Below are 22,343 nucleotides of genomic sequence, written 5' to 3'. Positions count from 1 at the left end.
GAAACAGGCGGCCAGCAGCGCCGCCCGGAACTATCGTGAGAGGGTCACTTGGGAAGCTGCGGCGCGATATCCATGCGGAACCACTTCGTGGCGATCCGGCTGATCGCGCCATCCTTGATGCTGGCTTCCAGCACCGCATCGAAAGCGGCGGTTAGATCGGTATCGTCCTTGCGCAGGCCGATCCCCACACCCGGACCCCAAGTGCCACCGGAGAGCTGTGGGCCGAAGAAGTCCACATCCTTTCCATCCGGCGTCTCGATAAAGTCTCGCCAGACGAAGAAGTCTCCCAGCCCACCATCGACGCGCTGGGCGACAAGATCGAGTTTGAGGTTTTCCTGGCTGTCATAGCTGCGCACTTCGGCGATGTCGCCGAATAGCTCCTTCACCACCGCTTCGGAATTGGATGATCGAAGAACGCCAAGTGTCTTGCCGGTCAGACTTTCCCGCAATTTGGCGACGGCCTCTTTCTTGGCGTCATCCATGTCTGTGAGGTTGAGCTTTGCCGTGACATCGCCATGCTCGAGCCCCAGGTTGCGGCGCATAACGATCTGGTTCGGCCCGACGGCGTAGGGCTTGGAGAATGCAATCGATTTCTTGCGTTTTTCGGTGATGGACATGCCTGCCATGATCGCATCGTATTTCTTCACCAGCAGGCCCGGAATAATGCCGTCCCAGTCCTGCGCCACGAAGGTGCATTCGATCTTCATTCGCGTGCAAAGTTCCTTGCCTACGTCGATGTCGAAGCCGACGAGCGCACCGGTTTCGTCAATATAGTCCCAAGGCGGCGATGCGCCTTCCGACGCAATGGTGATCGCCGTGCGCTGCCCGGCCTGGCCCAGGCCCGTACCGAGCACGAGCGCGGCCAGTATGAAGCTCAGATGTTTTCTCATGTTCATTCCCCTTTTTCTTGGTTGAGACGCGAAGGATGAGCGGCGTAGCACCGCACAAGACTGTCCCTGAGGCCGCAACTGACACCAACCTCGTCGGTATTCCAGGCCGCTGCGATCTCTGGCAGCGTGATCCGGGATGTACCCGAATGGCCGAGCAGGATGGCTTCGTCGCCCAACTTGATGTCGGGGACGTCGGTGACGTCGATGCGAAGATGTTCAAGATGGGCAGGAGGCACGATCGGCACACGCCGCCCGCCAACGATCGCTGCTGATCCAGGCGCGAGCCGGCGTGGCACCCCATGCCCCCAGCCGATTCCAAGGACCGCGAGACGCATGGAGGCTTGATAGCCTGGCAGACGCGGACTAGGCCCCAAGCTGTCGTCGCACTGTTTGAGCGCAATGATCCGCGCCTTGATCGCCGACAGGGCTGGGCGCGTGACCAGATCACGCCCGCCAAGTTGCGGGCACGCCACGCCGAACAGAAGGGCGCCGGGATCTACGGCGTCGAAATCAAATTCCGGATGCCTTATCATGGTGTCACTGCTGGACACCATGACGGTTGCCGGCAGACGCCCGCTTGCTTTCAGCCGTTCGAGGATCGGCGTGAGACGCGCCACCTGTTCGGCTGCAGACGAGCCGGCCTCGCCGAATTCGCTGAGATGTGCATAGACCCCGTCCAAGGTGATAGCAGGTTCTGTCGCGCACAGATCCAGCAGACGCTCGAGACCGGCAGGCGCGACACCGGCACGCCAGAAGCCGAGATCCACCTTGACGAAAACTCTGAGCCGCACACGGGTCAAAAGCCAGCGCCGCAAGTCTTCCTCGCCAGAAATCGTAATGGTCAGGTCGAGATCCCACACTAGATCGACCGCCTTGGGGCCAATACCGGCATACATCAGGATCTGCGCTGCCGGTACCGCCTTGCGCACCGCAAGGGCGTCGCGAATGGACACCACGCCAAAGGAGTCGACACCCTCGGTGGCGAGGGTCGCGGCCACCTGGCCTGCGCCGCAGCCATAGGCATCCTGCTTCAGGCAAGGCAGGATCCTGGTCGTCGGACCGACGACGGCCCTGATGGCGCGGTAGTTGGACGCGACGGCGGACAAGTCGATCTCGCGCCAGGCGGTCTCGCCGGCAAGAATGCTGTCCTGACGGAGACTAATGTTCATAGCGCACCTGCTTGAGAACTGCGCGGCCGGCACGGGCCTTCGTTCGCGGAGTATCTGTCAATCGAATCTCCAGCGCTCGCAACAAACGTGTGAAGATGATGGTGAGGCTGAGATACAGAAGGCCCGCGGCGATGAAGATCTCGTACGGAGCAAAAGTCTCCGCAACCAGCTTCCGCGACAGCCCTGTTACTTCAAGCAGCGTGACGGTGCTGGCCAGCGAGGTTGCTTTCAGCATCCCGATCACTTCATTGGCGTAGGAGGGTAAGACGCTTCTGAAGGCGATGGGAAAGACGATCCGGCGCCTGATCTGCATCGGGGTCATGCCGACGGTCTCGGCCGCCTCGACCATGCCGGGCGACACCGCTTGAATGCCGCCGCGGAAGATTTCTGTCATGTAGGCGGCGCCGTTGAGCGAGAAGGCCAGCAGGCAGCACCAGAACGGCTCGCGCAGGAACACCCAGGCGAAGCTCGCGCGAATAAACTCTATCTGGCCGAGGCCGTAATAGATGATGAAGAGCTGGACCAGCAGCGGCGTTCCGCGAAAGACGTAGGTGTAGACGAGAACCGGGAGGGAGAACGTTTTACGTGTGGATGCGCGCATGAAGGCAAGCGGAACCGAAAGAGCCGTACCGGCGCCCAGGGAGGCGAATGTCAGCAGCAGGGTCAGCGGAATGCCACCCGCGAGCACGATCGTACTGTCTAACAGGAGTGCGATATCCATGGTGTCGCTCCTCAGCGGCCGGGCACGGCAAACCGCCGTTCTAGAAGGTTGAAGGCGACCAGTGCTATGCTGGTCAACACGAGATAGAGAGCGGCCGCGGCGAGATAGAAAGTCAGCGGCGCCCGCATCGAACCCGCCGCGATGGAGGCGACCCGCATGATGTCGGTCAGCCCGACGATCGAGATCAGCGACGTCTCTTTGATGAGAGAAATCCACTGATTGGCCAGCGCCGGCAGAGCGATGCGCATCATCTGCGGCAGGATGACCAGCATCCAGGTCTGCCAGGGATGCATACCCAGCGACCGGGCCGCCTCGACTTGTCCTTCCGGAATGCTGAGAACAGCGCCGCGAAAGATCTCGGCCATATAGGCGCCGGAAACGATGGTAAGTGCGACAACCCCCGCCAGGAAGGCGTTCACCTCCACATACCGGCCGAAGAGAGCGCTCATCGCAATGGTTCCGCCAAAGAAGATCAGCAGAATGACCAGCAGTTCCGGCACACCGCGGACGATCGTCGTGTAGCAGCCGACGGCAGCGCTCAGCGGTTTGAGCGGCGACAATCGCCCTGCTGCAGCGGCCAGTCCGAGCGCCGTGCCGAGCAAGCCGCTGACCACCGCCAGCAGTACGGTCGTCTTGAGCCCGTCAATGAACTGGATTGCAAAACCATCCATGGGGTTGACCTTCTATCGATGAGAGGCGAGGAAACCGCGGAGACGATCGGATGCCGGCGACAGGAAGAATTGTGGTGGCGGCGCTTCTTCCTCGATCAGCCCACGATGCATGAAGGCCACCCGCGTCGACACTTGCCGTGCAAAGGCAAGTTCGTGGGTCACGATCACCATCGTTCGCCCCTCGCCCGCCAAGACCTCGATGACGCGGAGCACCTCGCCGACGAGTTCAGGGTCCAGCGCGGAGGTCGGCTCGTCGAATAGCAGCGTCAGTGGCTCCATGGCCAATGCGCGTGCGATCGCCACACGCTGCTGCTGGCCGCCCGAGAGATGCCGCGGATAGGCATCGGCCTTCTCGGATAGCCCGACCTTGGCGAGGTAGTGATGCCCCAGATCCGCTGCGGCGCCGCGCCGCATTCCCTTCACGTGCACAGGCCCTTCCGTGACGTTCTCGAGCGCGGTCTTGTGCGGCCAGAGATTGAAGCTCTGAAACACCATGCCCATCGAGGCGCGGATGCGGCGAACCTGCCGTTGGTCGACGATCGAGGCAGATGCGTCCTGCCAGGCGGCTGGCCGGATGGCCAGCCTCTCGCCGTGAACCCAGATATCGCCGCGATCAGGGACGGTCAGTAGGTTGAGACACCGCAGAAGCGTGCTCTTTCCCGACCCGCTGCTTCCGAGGATCGAAAGAACTTCGCCGGGCCGGACATCCAGGCTCACCCCCCGAAGGACATCGGTGGGGCCAAGACGTTTTTCGATGCGGTCCGCGCGTATGCCGTGAGATGACGCTGGTTCAAGAAATGAGGCGCCGGACGTCATGGGTACCGCCGCAAATGCGATGCATTCCCTACAGGGGATCCGACAAAATTCGGGCACGATAAAGCTCTTGTTGCGCGCATGGAGCGGCACCATCCTCTTGCTTCTTCAAATTTCGAATGATCGGAGCGATTTCCGCTCCTCCGTGCCGAATGCGTCCTCGGCCGCGTCTGGGTGTAAAAATTGCTCCGAAATTCGGCAGGCGTCAATTTATAAGCAAGATTATTTTCTAATAAGCCACGCTTATAGGATAACAGCCATACTTCGCCAAATTTGCATATTGGTATAAGCTCTGCTTTGCGCATAAATGGATTTGCACGTTCCGGGAGTTCCGCCATGGTCGAAATTGCAGGCACCGGCATTACGCTTCGGCATCTTCAAATCCTGCGCGAAGTCATCAGGGCGAGGTCGGAACGTGCGGCAGCGGCAGTGCTCGGCATCACGCAACCCGCCGTCAGCCAGCAGCTCAAACAGCTCGAGGCGCTGCTCGCCGTGCAATTGTTCGTACGCGACAAGGGTCGGCTTCTCCCGACCGCACAAGCGACGGCGCTCTTTCGCGACACGGACGCAACCTTTGCCCAGATGGACAGGATCGCCAAGACGGTGACCTCGATAAAGGGTATTGACAGCGACACGATCAGCATTGCCGCGCCTTATGTGTTCTCAATGAAATTGATTCCGGATGCCATACGCGCGCTACGCTTGCGTCAGCCGGTTCATGGAATTCAGCTCAAGTCAGGCAGCTATCACGAGATCGCCGCGCATGTGCTCGAAGGGCGGGCGGACATCGGGCTCGCCCGCCTGCCGCTTGACGAGAACGTCTTCGACTGGCGCCCCGTCGCGACAGCGACGAATGTTTACGTCTTCTATCCCGGCCACCGGTTCTCCGGGAAGGACATAATTCGGCCGGAGGATCTGATCGGCGAACCTTTGGCGGATGTCGAGCCACAGATGCACTCACACCAGATGAACGAAAATGCGCTGCGCTACATGGGCGAGGAGCCGCATCTGGCAGTTCAGGTAGATATCATCGGCCAGGAGATAAACTATGTAGCCGCGGGCCTCGGCATCACGAGCAGCAATACTTTTGCCGCGCGCCAGTTTGCAGCCTTCCCCGTCGAGTTTCGTCCATTCGAGCCTAGCGCGCTCTATCACTACGTTGTCTTCTGGCAGAAAGGCCGACGGCTCGGGCCGGTGCTGCAGGAAACGATCGACATCATTGTGGAATGCGCAACGGCCGGAGGAAGTACCACTCAAAAGGCGGAAAAGGCGAAAAGCAGTTGAAAGGAATCGAACCTGAGCCACCTCAATTGAGGGAGAAACTTAAATTTATCTCATTGAGATCCCTGCGATTTCGGTAGAATTCTGTGAGATGAACAGACTTGGACACTCAAATCCTTCTCAATCTCTTCGAGTTGGTCGCGCCACCAATATATAGCCTCTCGTAAAAGCTCCTGACCATCCATGTCCAGAGTGTCATGAAAAAGGCCATGACCATCAGCTTCGACGCCAAATTGGTAAGCCTTCAACAGATTGTTGCGCTCGTCCTCGATGAAGTCCCAAAACACCCAATGGTGCGCTCTCTGCGCCTTCCATTCTGCCCATTTAGCATCGATGGTCACTTTGTGGGCGGCCGAGATGTCGATATCAACTTTAGCCAATACATGACCAATAACGCGGAGCAACGTCACTTGGCTCAACCACATCATTCTCCATTCCGGATGTTCGTCGTCAATCTCTTGATGGTTGAATGAGAAGTAAATTCCTAAAACTTCCCAAAATGGCTCCCATGCCGCGAGCGTAGTCCGTCCCATTTTCTTGACAAACAGATCGTCGCGCCCGTTAGCGATATGCCTTCTCATTGCATCCCCACGATTGTTCGGCTTCCTGTTTTTTCGAGAATATGTCGATCAATGTTTTCTTTTACCGTCGTCTCTTCATTCACCTGGCAATAGAACAGCAATGGTGATTTTGGCGCCGATGTATTGGCGGCTCGGTTTTTGCACTGAAAAACTCCTCGTTCTTCGACTTAGCATTGAAACACGCACGCCAAGACGATATGCAATCTCTGGGCGAGGGGATAAAGTGCTACCAAAAGTTAGGCTGCTGCAGATTGGCGATATTCACCTAGTTTCCAACGCTGGCAACAAGGCCTTCGTGGACGACAAGGACACCACGTTTCCTCTGAATCTGAAGAACATCATTTCGCGCAGCCCAATCAAAACTGTTTTCCGGCGCATCTTTGAGATCATCAAGGAGCAGGATATTGACGCAGTCCTGTTCATGGGCGATCTGACTGATTACGGCAAACTCGACGGCTATGAAGCCTGCTCAAAATACATTGCTAGCGCACTGCAGATCGGCTCAAAAGGTCTATATCGCGATATTCCAGTCGGCATTGTTCCCGGAAACCATGACATAAACCGCACCCTGGCCCTTAAACCCGGCATAAGCACGAAATTCACGCCTTTAGTGGAAGCCCTAACTGGTGCCGGCCTGCCCCCCTTGCCCGTCAATAAGGCGATGCATCGATCAGTCGAAAAAGGCAACGCTCGCATCGAGCTCTTTCTTCTCAACAGTTGCTGGGGCTGCGGTGAAGAAAGCTACATTCCGCCCGAATTTCGCAGCCAGATTGCTGCAGCAATGGAAACGGTGATGGGCGGGCCGGACTCCGACGCCGCGATTAGGGCGTATTATGATCGCCAGTTAGACACGCCAGCGATCTCGGAGGAAACGATCGAAAGCGTTGTGACGAAAATGGAAGCCCTTTCGGGCGCCGCTATCCCAGTGCTCGTCGCTCACCATAACCTGCTTCCGCAACGACGGCCGCGGCTCGCTCCTTACACTGAGCTCGTTAATGGCGGCGCGCTGCGTGGCGCCCTCGGGGAGCTCGGACGGCCGGTGATATATTTGCACGGCCACATCCATGAGGATCCTATCGAGGTGCTGCAGCTTCCAGGCGGCTTTCCCGTCGTCTCGATCAGCGCACCCGATATTCCCAAAGGCTTCAATTTGCTCGATGTTCTGTTCGGAGAGAATGCAGTCCCGCTTGCCTGCCACGTCACACCCTACAGGGTCGACAAATCAGGGATCTTGAAGCGCGAAAACACGATCTCAATCGCCCTAAACAATGGACGCAAGCGGAGTTCCGATCGCAACACCGGCATTATCTACGGAAAGATTTTGGAGGTCGGCCAAATATACTGGCCCGAACTGACCAAAAATTTTCTCGATGAGGCGCACGGCTTGGACGAACAGCGCCTGACGATCATCGTCGAGCAATTGCAGGCTGAAGGCAGTATCACGATCGACAACTACGATCTGTCGCCGACGCACTGGATTTTGAGAGCGGAGAAGTAGGTGGCAGCCGTGGTGAACCCTTTCCGGCCAACGCGATGGGAGCATGAGAGTTCAGGCTCTCCTCTAATATGGTTCACTCCAACAGCCGCGCATTTGGCGGCCGATAAGTCGGTTTTCGTTTATGGAAGCAGAGGGAGTGGCAAGACCACGCTTCTTAGGAGCATTTGCTGGGAGGATCTGCTGTCCAACCCTTCTCTGCGAATCCAGAAGACCATCTCCGACTTCAACCACATCGGCGTCTATTTACGCTTGCCGGACCACGTTTCGGGCTCAATGGGCTATATGCGCTGGTCCGAAATCTTCCCGGACTCGCCGCGCCCTGACTACGAATTCTTTCGCTTCTATTCTCTTGCTCTCGAATTGATCGCCGTGGAAAAAGCACTTTCAGCTGCTCACACCTTGCGCGTCGAGAGCATTTTGACCCTTTCGGCAAGCAGCGAGCTTTCGATCGTAGCGAGCACGACGGCGGAGTTCCCGGAAATATTGTCTTTCACTGAGCAGCCACCGAAAACCTTCGTCGATCTGTCGCGGGCGCTTCGCAGCATGGTTAGGCGAATGAACGAGGCCTGCGGGCGCGGTTACGTTAAGAGCTTGGTCGATAAGCTGCCGGCCTGCGAGCCGAATGAATTCCTGTCTTTTGTGATCGAGCGCTTGTCTCAATCCATTGCCCACAGCAAGCTCGCCAGCGCCCAAAAACTTGGCTTCAAGTTTTGTCTCGACGATTGTGAGGTGATGAGCCCGCTTCAGAGAAAATCGGTCAATACCCTGGTACGCAAGAGCAAGTTTCCGATCTCGTGGGTCATCTGCTCGGTTGGAGAGGCGGTTGAGGCCGGAGAGACGTTTATTGATGAACAGCCCTTGACCGACGCCGACCGGCGGGTCGTGTCGCTCGACGATAGGGACCGGCCAGAATTTCAGGCCCTCTGCGAAGCCGTCGCCAGCCTGCGAGTGTATTTTTCTCAAGAGCAAGATCGGCGTCCAGCGGTTACGGGTCCCGAGGTCGAGCGCTATTTCTCGCTTAAAGCACGCCTCGGCACGGTGGTGGTGAACGACATTATCGAAACGATGATCTCGCGCTCGACGAGCCCGCTCGCGCGGCAGCTGCGCGAGGCTGCGGAATTCCTTCACGGACTCAATTTTAGCCAATACGGGCTTGAGCTTACGCCTTCCGGGGCTCTGCCTTACTATCAGGCCTATGTGCTTTGGCACTGGACCGGTCAAAAGGAGAATTTTTCAGCGGTTTCGCGCCCTGCGGATTTCACCAAGATTGCAAAGAACGCAAGGGCGATGAAGGCCAGAAGCCAGCAAGCCTGGATGCGACGCAAGAGTGTAGGCGCGATGCTCCACATTGCAAACCGGCTCGGCTTCCGCCGGCTACCGTTGTCCGGAGTAAGCGTAATCACGTCGCTAGCCGACGGCTCGATCCGCGATTTCCTCGAGATCATGGCGGAGATTTTCGACCGCTTCGCGAAAGACCGCGGTACGCTTTCCTCGGATGAAATTCTACAGAAATTCGCCCGCTCGGGATCGAAAATCTCTGCCAAGACGCAGACCGACGGCATCTACGCCTCCAGCGAGGCTTTCTATGATGGCATCGGCATACTGACCGACTCGAATGCAGAAGCCGTTATGCGCTTCATAACGGTCCTTGGGCGTCTCACCCACCAGCTCCAAGCGAATTTCGAGGACCCTTCGTCTCTGGCAACGGCCGAGCGAGGGCTGTTTTTCATTGATGCGGCCCGTAGCTATCCGGCAAACGCAATCCAGATCGAACTTATCAACCAGATCATCCATCGCGCCGAATTGTCAGGATATCTGCGCGCCACTACGTCTAAGCGGGGCGCCAATACCGACGAAGACGACCAAGCCCCCAAGATCTCCGGCTTTCGGTTGCATCGCCGTTTCGCGCCTCGTTTCATGTTCTCATACAGAGGCGCATACGAGCCCGTGAAGCTGACTGAGGACACCCTGTATCAGGTTTGCATAGGTTCGCCTGAAATCGATGCAGATGAGTGGGCGAAGCAGTTCGCACGCCGATCGACGTCGAGTTCGCAGCTGACACTCCCCTTGGCTCAAGAGGCTCCGAATTTCGATGATTGACGAGACGCCTATCGGGACGCTCAGCATATCACAGACGATCCTCGGCGATCACAGCATCCTTCGTGCACAATATGATCTCGTGATCGGGATTGTAAGTTGGGAGACTCGCTGTCACGCCTGTAGTTCGCTGCTCTCGGGACGCAGCGACGAAGTTTTGATCATCCATTTTGCATCGTCTGATACTGAAATGGGAGGGCGCAAAAGCGGACATCGCGCCACGATTGAAGCAGCGATTCCAAATTGCAGGTTTCTCGACCTGGAGAGGTCTGCTCAGTTTACGGACAACGCCGGGAAGCTGGAGCAGGAAATTTTCGCGGTAGCGCGCAAGAAGGGCCGGGCTTTGCGGGTACTCATGGACATGACATGCATCCCCAAACGCTATTTGCTTTTCTTGCTTGGATTGGGATTCCGCCGAGAACTGTTTACCTCTATCGACCTCGTCTATGCGGAGGCGGAAAAATACGAGATGAGCGCTGCGCCCCTAGATGCTGCTGGCCGAGCGCTCGGTCTGATCTCGGAAGGCGAGTGGACGACGTCACAGATCCCCTACCTGGAATCCGAAGATTATGTCCCTGATCGAAGGAACCTCTATATTTCAGTTGGCGCCGAGCTAACGCAAGCAAGCCCTATCGTCGACCGTTTCGAGCCGAACGGCCTGGTCCTGTATCACATTACAGAAGGGCATCTTCGACTCCCTTCATCGGTAATCGACAGGGAGCGGCCGGCGCTTCAGCAACTGACGGCGTTCCCAGGCGTCAAGCAGGAACAGTTCGAGCTGCACGAAATTGCGGCCGTCGCCCTTAGCGTTCTACAAAACCGTTCCGCTGGCACCACGTGTTTTGCGATTGGTCCCAAGACTCATGCGGTCGCGTTTGCAATTGCAGCGCTCGCCGACGATCAAATACAGGTCGTTTGCCGCACGCCGACCACATATGTCGTCAACGAAGTAAAGGCTTCGGGCACGACCTATTTCTATCGCATCAACGACCGCTTCGATCCCGCCTCGTTCTGGAGCCAATGAGATTGGGCATTCGACTTTTCCCATAGCTTCAAACGGCTAAGATGTGCGCACGCTTGCCGGAGTCCGGAGATACAATGCCCAGCCTTACAGAAGAACAATCACTCGAGATCAAGGAAGCTCGCGATGCTAGGAAGCTGACACGCCGCACGGTATCCGACGGACTTGAGGATATCCTCTATCAAGCCATTCCAGTTCTCGACCATGGGTTTATACGTGTTATCGATTACATGGGCGATGACGCCGCCGTCGTGCAGGCGGCGCGCGTTTCCTATGGCCGAGGCACCAAGAAAGTTTCTGAAGATCGTGGTCTGATCCACTATCTGCTCCGCAATTGGCACACGACGCCATTCGAAATGGCGGAAATAAAGTTTCATGTAAAATTACCGATCTTCGTCGCCCGCCAGTGGATCCGGCACCGAATGGCTAACGTTAACGAATATTCGGCACGCTACTCTATTCTCGATCGCGAGTTTTACATTCCTGACCCGGAACATTTGGCAGCGCAGTCGGTGCAGAACCGCCAGGGCCGCGGCGAGGTCGTTGGGACCGAAGAGGCAGGCCAGGTCCTGCGCATTCTCTCCGATGACGCGCAACGCAACTACAATCATTATCTTGATTTGCTAAACCACGACGAAGCAGGCCAACAGATCCGCGATGACTACCAAGGTCTTGCACGCGAGCTTGCGCGAATGAACCTGTCACTCAATTTCTATACCCAATGGTATTGGAAAACCGACCTGCATAATCTCATGAACTTCCTTCGACTGCGCGCCGATCCGCACGCGCAGTATGAGATCAGGGTATATGCAGACGTGATGTTGGACGTTCTGCAAAAATGGGTGCCGCTGACCTACGAAGCGTTTCGCGAGCATCGCTTGGAAGCCGCGACCTTTTCAGGAGAGGCTGTCAAAGCGCTTCGTCGCATGCTTGCCGGAGAGACGATTGAGCAGTCCGATACGAAAATGTCGAAGCGGGAGTGGGAGGAATTTCTCGCTAAGATACAAGTAGTTTAGACCGAAATAGCCGTTCATTATTTTATCACTCAAAATTTGGGAGGCTGTTGTGGTGCTCACCGAGCCTCAACCAGTGGGCACTCTCGGAACGGGCGGTGATTTCCTCCAGAATTTCAAACGAAATTTTGATCTCGTTCAGGTTTCTGTTCTTAAATCATCGGAATTGTGCTCTGATAAAACCTGAAAACCCATTCGCTGTTGCGAATGGGTCCCCACCTCGGGCGTCTTCTTGCGGAGACGAACAGGAGTTGCCTCTTGAATGGCATCACGCTTACGATCAGCTTACCTAACCAAGACCTGAGGTGCAATGACTTCCTTAGCCGCTGCAATCGCACGTGACTCCCGCGGACCTACTGCGCTTTATCTGCTTACGGACAGCCGGATAACCTGGATCGAACATACAGAACGGTGGGATGCGGGGCGGAAGACCTTCGGATCACCAGTCAGCGCTGATGTCTTCGGGTATTGCGGCGACGCGTACTTTATGCCGATGGCGCTGGGCCAGGTTCTCAGTATGGTGGCGTGTGGGGTTATTAACCTGAACACAGCTACATCAGAAGAGCGGCACTCCATTGTTCTCAATCAACTCAAAAACTCGCTCGGCCGAATCTCAACCAAATACGCTTCCAACGTGACGCTCTTCCACGGTGCTCGAGACGGAGAGGGTATGAAGTCAACCTTTCGGCTATGGCGAAGTGTATATCGGCCCGCTCCGAAAAGCTGGTCGGATAGTGAGCTCCCAGTTGAGAACCGGTCCTACCTCGCAAAGATCGATGGCACGGGCAAAGCGACCTTGCAAAAATTTGAAGCCAAAATGAACGAGACGGCTGCATCAGGCACGAGTAGGGCAGCCATTCACGCGTTCTGCAAAAGTCTCAAGTCAGCAGAGGACCCTTTCAGTGGTGGCGCTCCTCAGATGGTAGGCCTATGGCGCATTGGGTCGGCCAAACAGTTTGGATATTACTGGCAGGGACGCTTCTACATTGCGGGCATGGAGTGCCCCAACAGCGCAGGCCGCGAGAATATCGACTGGTTTAACGAGCTTTTTGAGCGTTGCGATCCTGAAACGGGGCTCCGGCGCGAAGGAAGTGCCAATCACAAAACATCGCTGAAGGCATGACGCCGATCTGTGATCGGAACGATGTTTGCCCGTCGGCGCGATCAACTTCAATGTTATCACCACATCTGCCGACCACTCCAAGATAGGGTCGATCCGCATTCCGCCGAGCCAGTATCGTCGGTTGCGGCGGCCGGTACGACCTCCGCTTCAACACCGGTAGCTCATGCTGCGATACCGGCTTCACGCACGACGCCGTAGAGCTTGCCGCACATCGGAAGGTATTTTACGTCTCTCGACGTCAAACGCCATGAAACCTGTGAACTGCAAGTATTCAGACGGAAAAGTTGCTTTGCTATTCAGGATTGAGGCATATTCTCGATAGACGATGTTTTCGACTGAGGGGCCTCACCGGCTTTCACGAATTTGGGTCTACGAATCGACAATACTGCAGCTGCACAGGCCGCAGGCTACATTCTGCAATTGGATCGCGCTCTTTACCACCTCGCTCATGCCGCCGGCGGAGACGTGGCGGTCGCGGTGGAGCACGTCGATGATGTCGCCGTCGTTCGTGACGGCAAAATCATTTTGCTTGAACAAGACAAGAGTACAACCCGAAGTGAAGCTCGACTGCTTGGCGATCGGACCCGAGCGATCTGGAGAACATTGCAGATCTGGTTGCGGCATGCAGAAACCATAGACGGCGCGCACTGTCAGCGCTACCTGTTCTTCGTGAATCACTGGGTGTCTTCGCCGATCGCACAGTTGATAAAGGAGCGCGGTTGCGGGAAAGCGAGTGTTGCAGATATCGTGGGAGCGCTGCGCAAAGCCGGTTCGAAGCGCACGACCGCAAAGGTCCAAATCCTGATCGAAGACGTTCTGTCCCGGTCTGATAGTTCCCTTGCGGACCTGATTTCCAAAGTTGAACTTGTCGAAGCAACAGATCTTGAGATCGATCGCAGATCAATCGCAAATGGCCTCGGGCTCAACCCGCGTGCCGACGCGGCCGATATTTTGGACGGCCTCTTCGGTTGGCTGACCAACCGCGTTCGGCTTGAATGGTCAGAGGGCCGTCCCGGCTTGATAACTCGCGACGAAGTACTTGTGCAAAGTCATGCGCTTCAGGCAAAGCAGGCCAAGAGCCGCTTCCTGCCCCGCGCATCCGGTGAGATCGAAATCGACGATGAATTACGCAAGGGTCAGTTGTCCCGCAATTTCGTGGAACATCTTAGCCGCATTGATGCCGAAGGTGAGGATATCGTACAGGCGGTCGATCATTTTCTGAAATTCAACATTGAAAAACATCGTCTGGTTCGAGCCGGGGACGTACCTGATGCCGAGTGGAGCCACCGCTCCGATCGCCTTCGAGAGAGATGGGCCGGGCTCATGCGACGACGCCGGCGCGAGCTGAAAGGTCAGCGGAATTGCGATATCGGCCAAACCATCCTCGCGGACGTGACCTATGATCACCGGGAGGTCCTCGATGGGCACTCCTGTGAAGAGCTGTATATGACCTCCGGTCATTATCACCGGCTTGCCGAAGAGGATGAGGTCTGGTGGGACCCGACGTTCCGAAAGGCAGGTAAGGATGAGATCTGATCACGAGGAGCTGTTGGCGAAGAACCCGGCATTGCTATCGCGCATATTCTGGCATCTGGCTCGCAAGTATAGCGACACTGGGGCGGGAAAAGCGCCGGCCCTTCCTGTCTTCATCCTGAGCGCGGGACTGCTCTTCCATCGCGAAACCGTTGAGAAAATCCATCGCATGAATTTTGACAGTCAATTTTTGAAGGTCGTCGCAGAGCGACCCGATCTTATTGGTGGATTGCAGGCAAGGGTCGAGTCGTCGGCAAGGCCTGCGTTCTTGGCATTGCAGCTTGGGGTGGCCACAGGGCTTTTGCAGCGCGATGGCGGTGGAGGGTTTCCTACTTTCCGCGCACTCGGAGCGGCCGACCTCCCGCCAGCGCTCCGCGATAATGATTCCTCACTGGGCGCTATGATCCTGGCTGGAAAACGCCTCGGCGCTTGGTTCGCACTTGAGCCCTTTGAGACGATCCAGAGACAACTGACTGTGGAGTTCTGAGTCGATGAAATTATTTATAAAATCGATTATCATCTGGCCGGAAGATCCCAATCACGATCCCCGAATTTTAACCTTTGACACGTCTCGTGTCTCTATCGTGTCCGGCTGGAGCAGCACGGGCAAATCGTCCATCGTTGACATCATCAACTACGTGCTCGGGTCTGGTAACTGCTCCATCCCAGTTGGCGTTATCCGTGATCTCTCATCATGGTACGGACTCGAAATCGAAACTGATGCGGGACGGATGCGGATTGGAAGACCGAAGCCAGCTGCGCGACAAGTCTCGGACGACATCTGGCTACAACAAGGCAGCGACACAGAAGCCCCCCTTCCCCGGCGCCCGACACCGACGACCAATGTCACAAGGCTGAAGGCGATGCTCGATGCATTGTCCGGGCTATCAAATCTTAGTGTCGTTCCAGAAGGCGCGCAGGACCGGGCAAGCTTTCGAGACATGGCTTCATTCAATCTTTTACCACAACACATCGTCGCGAACCCCTATACACTCTTCTTCAAGGCTGACTCCACCGATCACCGCAACAAGCTACAGCACATCCTGCCGCTCGCCATGGGCATCATTACCAACGAAGATTTGGTCCGAGCCCACAGAATTCGGCTTCTTCGCGATGAGCTACGCCGCGTAGAGACCGAGCTACGTGGAAGGCGCAATGCAATCGACAATTGGCGTGCGACCGCACATGGAGCATTCTTTCGCGCTCAGGAGCTCAGCCTTCTGCCCGCTGGCGAGCCACCGAGCAACCTCACCGCGTTGATTGAACTTTTGCAGAATGTCGTAAATGCCGGTGGGCGTACCGTCGCAACGGCTGGCCGGGTCACGGCGGCTGTAACGCGTCTTGATGAGATCAGAAACAGAGAGCAGGAACTCGATGCGAAAATCGGCTCCGACCGCCGGCGCCTCCGTAAGCTTCGGAGCCTTTCCCGGTCTGTAGGGGATTATGCGGAGATCCTACAGGAGCAATCGGCAAGCGTCGTAGGTATAGGATGGTTTAAGGCACGAACGCATTCTGACAACTGCATCCTCTGTGGCTCAAGCACGGAGGCCGCCAAGCAGGCGCTTGCGGAGCTCGATGAACCCATCGCCGAACTCGCAGCCCTATCAACGGGCACGGCATCTGCACGCCCGATGGTTGATCGCGACATCGTCACTATCCAAGAAGAGCTGCTCAAGGATGAGCGTGAACTCCTTTCCCTGCGCCAAACGAGAGCCGCATTTGAAGCGGAGGTCGACCGAGAGCAGGGCAAAAGCCAGAGCCTCGAAAACGTCTATCGCTTCATCGGCTCGACAGAGCAAGCTTTGAGGCTACTAGGCGAGGTCGAGGGCGAAGGCGGTCTGACTAGCCGGGCAGAGGCCTTGCGGAAGGACATTCTTGTTCTAGACCAACAGTCGAACCTCGAAGAACGAGAGAGCCGTTCAGCCCGCATCCATAACCAGATTTCAAACTACATCCCGAAGTTCATCGCGGCTCTCGGTGTCGCTGGCGCCGAGGGCAAACCAGTCCTCGACGAGAGGGAACTCAATCTTCGCTTCGAGCGAGAGGGAGCAAATAGAGCAGATTTTCTCTGGGAGATTGGTAGCGGTGAAAACTGGATGGGCTATCATTTGGCCGCGCTGCTGGCCCTTCACGGAGTTTTTCTGAGCCGAGGATCCAACAATCCGGTGCCTTCATTCTTGGTTATCGACCAACCAAGCCAAGTCTACTTTCCAAGCGATACGTTCGACAGTTTCGTCGAGGGAAAAGATGCGGAGGCAGAGCCTCATTCCACCTCGCGGCGTCGCCATCTGACGGACATTGAGAGCACGATCAGGATTTTTTCGAGCCTTGCCAGAGCACACTCAAGATTCGAAGGTCGGCTTCAGATCATCGTCCTTGATCATGCCGATCACCACGCATGGGGTGAGGTGGAAGGCGTCGTTGGAGCCGCAAACTGGCGCGATGATGAGGATTTTCTCATTCCTGCAGCCTGGATACCTGATGGTTCTAAGGATGCGCGAGAATGACCACCCTGGTGCTTGCGATATATCGTTTGGCTGTGGGCGGCCCTTCGGGAAGCAGTAGAGGGATTTAACGTTAAACGATGATGAAAATGTGAAGGGTTAACCTGTGGCCTCGCTGCGACAATCTGATTTTAATCAACGAGAAAGGGCCGACGGCGGTCCATTTCTCCACATCTACGTTCCTGGCGAGGAAGCAAACTTCGTTGAAGTCTATATCAGCGATTCCGATGACCCGAGCGGCGGCGGTGACAGTCGTCTTCTCCTTCGAATATTCCCGGATGCGTTATTCGTGCACCCAATTCACGTTGGGCAAGGCAGCAAAAATTACCTGCAGCCAAAATACGGATCTCTCACCGAAGTCGTCATCCCACGCTCTACACTTGCGCCCTATAAGCTTCCACAAACGGTCGACGACGTGGACGAGCTCCTTTCTTCCCTTCCGAAGGGTTTTGAGACAAACTGGCGGCTCGGTCTTGGGCTGCTCTACGAATACCGTTTGATTTGCCGGTCGGTCGCGAGCATCCCGGGGGTCAACACGTTGGTCGTTCACGGCCAAAGTGGCGAAAGAGACGCCATCATCCGTCTGCCGGAATACGTTCTTGGTATAAAGAGGTTTCACGAGCTCCGGCGCGAGATAACCCGGACGACCACTCATTTCCGGCGCGAAGCGCGTCTGGAAAAGCAAAGGCGTGTGCATAAGACCCTCTTGCAGTCAGCCGACCCAGTCCGCTTTCCACCGCCCGAAAAGAAGATTAAGCCCGACTCGATTTCTGACCTGACAAAGGGAGGGACGGTGGTTGCGGGCCTGTCCAAGCGTGACAGACGAGCGGCGGTCCGGCTGGTTCAAGGCAGCGTCGCGACGTTGGCTAAAAGCGAACCACAGACATTGCTGGCTCTTAAGAGTGAAATTGAGCTGGTAACCCTCCAGCAATTGATTGAACGCTTTCAGGAGATGCTGGGCAAAGATTTGCCGGAAGCGCGCTGGCAAGAATTTCTGAAGAGCAACCCATTCATCTTGAGCATGGCCTTCTCTGCGCCGGCGATAATGATCCAAGAAAATGCCTATGTTGGCGGCAAGCAGTTCTACGGGGGCAACGGGAAGTTTGCAGACTTTTTGATGGCGACCGCATCAAGTGGGAATCTGGCGCTCGTTGAGATTAAGAAACCTCACACCGACCTTCTGACGAAAACCGCTTATCGTGGTGCCGATGTTTTCCCGCCATCGCAAGAATTGAGCGGAGCCGTATATCAAGTCTTAGATCAACAGAGCCAACTTCATAAGAATCTACTCACATTCAAGGACGAAATACAGCGCAACGACATTCATGCCCATTCGATCCAATGCATCGTCATCGCCGGAAAAACGCCAGAGTTGCCACACCTTCGAAAATCATTCGAAATTGTAAGGAATTCGTACGCTAACGTGACAATCATCACATTCGATGAACTTTGCGCGCGTTTAATTGAGATACAAAAGGCGCTATCTCCTCCAGTTGCCAAGGACATAAGCACACCTTGGTCAGATGGATTTTGAGTTTCGTGGCAAGCGACCAATACGGTTGTCGGAACACATCAAGCATGCCGCCAGAGGTCCTCAGCATCAAGAATAGTTTCGCCGTTCACCCTCGCCACATCGTCTCCTAACATGTCTTCGAGCCATTCGATTCGGTGACCGCGCGCGGCACAAGTCGTAAAAAAGGCTCGCTGCTGAGCGCGCGTCAATGCCACGTAGAAGGCATTCAGTTCTCCCGGGCTTTCCTGATCGAGGCTGCGCCAACTCCGATCGTCGAGGCCAAAGAAGATCATCGTATGAAATTCCATGCCCTTGCTCTTGTGCACCGTCATCAATGCAATCTGATCCTTGCCTTGCAGACGATCGAGTGCTTCTAACCAAGTCCTGGCACTCTCTAGGCTTTCTCGTAGTAGCGCGACGAGGCCTGCCTTGACACGATCAAAGTCGCGATCACGCTGGTAAGAAGCCGAAAGCGTTCTAATCTCCTGCTCGCCAACGTTATCGATTAAGCGCTCGACGATCTCCCCAGCCAATTCAGCGCTTGCAGGATTATCTCGCATGTATTGTCGTGTGCTTTTGATCAGTGCCTCAGCGCGCGCATTGAGACGTTGCTGCGCGGCCTCATCGTCATCGATGGCGCCGCTTAGCCTTTTCAAGTTATTCAACGTTTGCGACCAGGCGGTCCGATCTCTTCGGACAGCGCCCAGTAGCATGAGCGGGAACAGCATCTGCGTAAGTGGCTCAACGAGGGTATCCTGAATGGGAGCGCCGCCGACGTTCCGAGCCAGATTGCGCAAGCTAAGCCCGTGTTCAGCAAGCGCTGGTCGCAATTCGTTTTCAACGTTGTCCGCGAGCATTCGCACCAGAACCGCAAACTGTTCGGACGGCAATTGGTTTTCAATGATTTCCCTGGCCAGCCATGCAGCGAGTGTTGTGATCTCCGCTGCGCGGTTGTCGAAAACCCAGATCCCACTAACGTTGCCGGCTACCGCTCGAGCACGCCTCGCCACCACTCGTTCGACATTGGGGTTGATCTGCCGCGCAACGCGATGCTGGACAGTAACAAGATCGTCATGTGAGCGCCAATTGGACAGAAGCTGTATTTCCCGTGGATTGCAGCTCTGGGAAAGTGTTGCGAACGCATCTGGCAGCGCGCCTGCAAAGCCCATAATGCGCTGCTTGCCGTCGCCGACAGCGGTAAAGATTGTGGTGTTAGGGTCAAACGCATTCATAAGAATGCCGAACTGCGCCGGCGTAGCATCCTGAAATTCATCCAGAAAGACGAATGGATAGGTATTGCGCAAGGCGCGTGCGATCCTCACGTTAGATCTGACGAGATAGTCTGCGAGCCGGTTTAGCATCGCGAAGGTCAAGTGGGTGGTAGGACCCGCAAATTGCTCCTCCCAGTATCGCTCGAGCGCACGCTTTGTTTGTTCAGGAGCGTTTAGAGTCGCAATCGGAAGACGAGCCCGTTCTACGTAGCTTGTCATTTGTTTTGCGTTGATCTGTCGGATATTGGACCGGCGAAGAAAGTCATTGATAATCGCGGCCGTTGGAAAGGTGATCTCGTAGTTCGCGGGCGGACGGTGGTCCGCCGGTATTGCCATGCGAAACTGATCCACTAGTCTTTTTGTGAATGAATCGAAGGTCAACGAATGGAAGCGACGCGCCTGCGCCTCTGCGCAGCGCCGCTCGACGCGTTTGGATAAGGTTTCCGCCGCATCCCGCTTAAAGCTAATCGCAAGAATACGCTTCGGAGCCGGGCAAAGTCCCGTTTGGAGAAGATATGCCGCCTTCTGCGCGAGGAACTCGGTTTTGCCCGCGCCAGCTCCAGCAGTAACAGCGACATTCCGCTCGGTCTCGCGCAAAGCCTCCCACGCTCTGTCCTCGATTTCATCGATGCCTTGCGGTCTCCAGTCCTCCGGTCGCACGCGCGTCATGGCAGTATGGTCCTGGCAACCTTGTCGACGAGATCTCTAAGTTCAACCGGCGCGTCGCTCCGCAGCCGCGCAGCCTCGATCGTTGCCAGAGCCATGATGTGGGACTCGGGTTTGCTGTTCGAGAGAAACAAATATGGGTACCAGATAAATGAAGCGTCATAGCTGTCGCCGAAATCCTCGTAGAGCTGCGGATGCCCATCGGTCTTGAGCGTAACGGCCCGCTTCCTTTCCAGATGCTGCCTACCTCGTCTTGGGCCGCGTCCGCCTGAACGGGCGACCTGATAGTCGCCCGCAAACAGTTGAAGCATCGCAAAATCTAGGTCTATCGGGCTCGAGAAGTATACGTTTTCCTTTTGCAATGCCTTGAGCCAAATGTGATCCTGGTCTTCGTCGAGCAAGTCGGCATCGCTGATGTCGTCCATGTCGCTCGGGTCGATTTCGCCGCTACGGACGTACTGGTTTCGCGCCATGTTTTTGCCGACCCTGGCGAGTTCGGCTACGACCGATTTGATAGCGTTGGCGCCACCATGTTTGCGCCCGAGGTCGAGATCGAGCAGTGTCGCATGAGGAACATTCAAGCCATTTAGCAGCCGCCAAAAGTGGCGAACGAAACGTCCACCCAGTGGAACGACAGGCACGAAAGACGGATCAATCGGAAATCCCATGGCCTCGGCAAGCCTCGGCAGAACAAGTGACTCGGAATCGCCTTCGGCCAAAATCACGAATCTTGCGAAGTAAAGTTCTGGGTAAGCTTTGACGGCCAACCGGACATATGCGTTGGCCTCTGTCGTTTCGGGCGGGAGAATTATTTCGCGCACCGACGATTGACGCATCTCATCATCGAGCCGGCAGTAGCGCACCTCGTTCGCCTCGATCCTGGCCAATATGCTGGCGCTGTGACTCGCGATGGCGACCTGCGCGTTCGTCATTCCCCCGATTTCTCTGGCCTGCAGCATGATTCGAGAAAGGAAGAAGGGCGAAAGGCTGTTCTCCGGCTCCTCTATTACTAACAAAGTCAAATATGTTCTGCGAAGCCGTTCGTGCTCAAAGGGTGCGCCATCACCTGCCGCCAAAGCGTCTTGTTCGATCTCGAGTGTGGCCGCAGTGAGGGCAATGTGGAATAACGAGCGCTGGCCATCGCTTAGTTCTTCAAGGCCTAACATGTAAAATGGGTCTTCACCCGCAAACACAAATTCTGCTCGACGCACGAGGTCGCTCATATTGTGGTCGAGAAGCCTTAGCGCGGGGTTGGCATTCGTGTCGCCCCGATCGACCTGTTGCCATCGCCGTCTCAGGCGTTCGGCGATAAACCTCGCGGGAAGTTCACGATCGAACTGCTGCTGGATTTGCTCGGATCCTCGCGACACTATCTCAGTGAGCTCCGGGGACCATTGTGCAGCCTTCCAAAGACGTCCTTTAAGCAGGCTCGTCACCTGATCAAAGGCGTTTCGAGTGGCGGGCACATAAACAAGCTGGATGAAATTCCGCTCTGCCGCCTGCACTCTTGGACTTTCGTCCCAATCGAAATCATCTCCCAGCGTGTGAATCCACCGCATCTGCTCATCGACAAAACCTTCCGGAGTTCCGTCATCAGTCCAGGTTGCCTCAAATCGGATGCGCACTTTCAGTGGTTCATTCTCACCACCGATTGACATATTGTTGAACACTTCCGCAATCGCATCTTCGTCATCCTGATCGACGTTTGGAAAACCAAACAAACAGTCAATGGAGAGCGCCGCACCGGATGTGATATCCTGCACACCAGGGCCAAGATGGAAATCTCGCTTGCCGACCTGTCGCTGTGCTGCCGTCGTCCCAAACATTTTGCTCAGGGCTGCAAAAATCGCCGTCTTGCCAGCGCCATTGTTGCCCACAAACGCAGTCACGCCTTGCTCGAAATTGATGGCCTCCGCATCAGGCCCAAAGCATCGGAAATTCATTATCTTCAAGAGTTCCAGTTTCACCAGTTTCTCCC

Annotated in this window: 18 protein-coding genes; 10 read left to right on the top strand and 8 right to left on the bottom strand. The window is 56.0% G+C overall.

Annotation, left to right across the window (positions count from 1 at the left end):
• Window positions 1–44: 44 nt before the first annotated feature.
• The 5 genes from I3J13_RS20065 to I3J13_RS20045 are packed head-to-tail and all read right to left on the bottom strand — an operon-like array spanning window position 45 to window position 4,267.
• Window positions 45–890, bottom strand: coding sequence for a transporter substrate-binding domain-containing protein (locus tag I3J13_RS20065; protein WP_025591071.1), 846 nt, complete (start codon window positions 888–890; stop codon window positions 45–47).
• Window positions 891–892: 2 nt separating this feature from the next.
• Complete coding sequence (locus tag I3J13_RS20060; protein WP_196379956.1) at window positions 893–2,059, bottom strand: alanine racemase; 1,167 nt, start codon at window positions 2,057–2,059, stop codon at window positions 893–895.
• Window positions 2,049–2,780 (bottom strand): ABC transporter permease, encoded by a 732-nt coding sequence (locus tag I3J13_RS20055; protein ID WP_196379955.1) that lies wholly within the window; start codon window positions 2,778–2,780, stop codon window positions 2,049–2,051. Before I3J13_RS20055 ends, I3J13_RS20060 begins: the two co-directional genes overlap by 11 nt.
• Before the next feature lie 11 nt (window positions 2,781–2,791).
• A complete protein-coding gene (locus I3J13_RS20050; RefSeq protein ID WP_025591065.1) occupies window positions 2,792–3,451 on the bottom strand; it encodes an ABC transporter permease in 660 nt (219 codons plus the stop codon).
• Between the two features lie 12 nt (window positions 3,452–3,463).
• Window positions 3,464–4,267, bottom strand: coding sequence for an ATP-binding cassette domain-containing protein (locus I3J13_RS20045; protein WP_196379954.1), 804 nt, complete (start codon window positions 4,265–4,267; stop codon window positions 3,464–3,466).
• Between the two features lie 333 nt (window positions 4,268–4,600).
• Between I3J13_RS20045 and I3J13_RS20040 the strand changes: the two genes are divergently transcribed.
• The gene (locus tag I3J13_RS20040) at window positions 4,601–5,548 is read left to right on the top strand and encodes a LysR family transcriptional regulator (protein ID WP_196379953.1); all 948 of its coding nucleotides are present in this window, start codon (window positions 4,601–4,603) and stop codon (window positions 5,546–5,548) included.
• Between the two features lie 50 nt (window positions 5,549–5,598).
• On the opposite strand, the gene I3J13_RS20035 is transcribed toward I3J13_RS20040, so the two are convergent.
• Window positions 5,599–6,126 carry a hypothetical protein gene (locus I3J13_RS20035; protein WP_196379952.1) on the bottom strand — a complete coding sequence of 176 codons (528 nt, stop codon included), beginning with the start codon at window positions 6,124–6,126 and terminating at the stop codon, window positions 5,599–5,601.
• Between the two features lie 100 nt (window positions 6,127–6,226).
• On the opposite strand from I3J13_RS20035, the gene I3J13_RS20030 reads away from it, so the two are divergent.
• From I3J13_RS20030 to I3J13_RS19990, 9 genes are all read left to right on the top strand, one after another.
• On the top strand, window positions 6,227–7,624 hold the full coding sequence (locus I3J13_RS20030; RefSeq protein ID WP_196379951.1) for a metallophosphoesterase family protein: 1,398 nt from the start codon (window positions 6,227–6,229) through the stop codon (window positions 7,622–7,624).
• The gene (locus I3J13_RS20025) at window positions 7,625–9,724 is read left to right on the top strand and encodes an ATP-binding protein (RefSeq protein ID WP_196379950.1); all 2,100 of its coding nucleotides are present in this window, start codon (window positions 7,625–7,627) and stop codon (window positions 9,722–9,724) included. It begins immediately after the preceding gene.
• A complete protein-coding gene (locus I3J13_RS20020) occupies window positions 9,717–10,745 on the top strand; it encodes a hypothetical protein (RefSeq protein ID WP_196379949.1) in 1,029 nt (342 codons plus the stop codon). The genes I3J13_RS20025 and I3J13_RS20020 overlap by 8 nt, the downstream gene beginning before the upstream one ends.
• A 74-nt stretch (window positions 10,746–10,819) precedes the next feature.
• On the top strand, window positions 10,820–11,758 hold the full coding sequence (gene thyX / locus I3J13_RS20015) for an FAD-dependent thymidylate synthase (RefSeq protein ID WP_196379948.1): 939 nt from the start codon (window positions 10,820–10,822) through the stop codon (window positions 11,756–11,758).
• A gap of 307 nt (window positions 11,759–12,065) precedes the next feature.
• Complete coding sequence (locus I3J13_RS20010) at window positions 12,066–12,878, top strand: hypothetical protein (RefSeq protein ID WP_196379947.1); 813 nt, start codon at window positions 12,066–12,068, stop codon at window positions 12,876–12,878.
• Between the two features lie 363 nt (window positions 12,879–13,241).
• The gene (locus I3J13_RS20005; RefSeq protein ID WP_236001049.1) at window positions 13,242–14,414 is read left to right on the top strand and encodes an ABC-three component system protein; all 1,173 of its coding nucleotides are present in this window, start codon (window positions 13,242–13,244) and stop codon (window positions 14,412–14,414) included.
• Window positions 14,362–14,898, top strand: coding sequence for a three component ABC system middle component (locus tag I3J13_RS20000; protein ID WP_338081651.1), 537 nt, complete (start codon window positions 14,362–14,364; stop codon window positions 14,896–14,898). Before I3J13_RS20005 ends, I3J13_RS20000 begins: the two co-directional genes overlap by 53 nt.
• 4 nt (window positions 14,899–14,902) lie before the next feature.
• Complete coding sequence (locus tag I3J13_RS19995; protein ID WP_196379945.1) at window positions 14,903–16,918, top strand: DUF3732 domain-containing protein; 2,016 nt, start codon at window positions 14,903–14,905, stop codon at window positions 16,916–16,918.
• Between the two features lie 103 nt (window positions 16,919–17,021).
• Window positions 17,022–18,449, top strand: a complete 1,428-nt coding sequence (locus I3J13_RS19990) for a Shedu anti-phage system protein SduA domain-containing protein (protein WP_196379944.1) — start codon at window positions 17,022–17,024, stop codon at window positions 18,447–18,449.
• Window positions 18,450–18,487: 38 nt separating this feature from the next.
• Here the strand turns inward: I3J13_RS19990 and I3J13_RS19985 are convergent, their stop codons facing one another.
• Both I3J13_RS19985 and I3J13_RS19980 read right to left on the bottom strand, forming a co-directional pair.
• Window positions 18,488–20,368 carry a UvrD-helicase domain-containing protein gene (locus tag I3J13_RS19985; RefSeq protein WP_196379943.1) on the bottom strand — a complete coding sequence of 627 codons (1,881 nt, stop codon included), beginning with the start codon at window positions 20,366–20,368 and terminating at the stop codon, window positions 18,488–18,490.
• Window positions 20,365–22,332: an AAA family ATPase gene (locus I3J13_RS19980; protein ID WP_196379942.1), complete on the bottom strand. Its 1,968-nt coding sequence runs from the start codon at window positions 22,330–22,332 to the stop codon at window positions 20,365–20,367. Before I3J13_RS19980 ends, I3J13_RS19985 begins: the two co-directional genes overlap by 4 nt.
• Window positions 22,333–22,343: the final 11 nt, after the last annotated feature.

The sequence above is a fragment of the Agrobacterium leguminum genome (assembly GCF_015704895.1).
GTDB classification, from domain to species: domain Bacteria; phylum Pseudomonadota; class Alphaproteobacteria; order Rhizobiales; family Rhizobiaceae; genus Agrobacterium; species Agrobacterium leguminum.
This window is presented reverse-complemented; position numbering and strand designations above follow the sequence as displayed.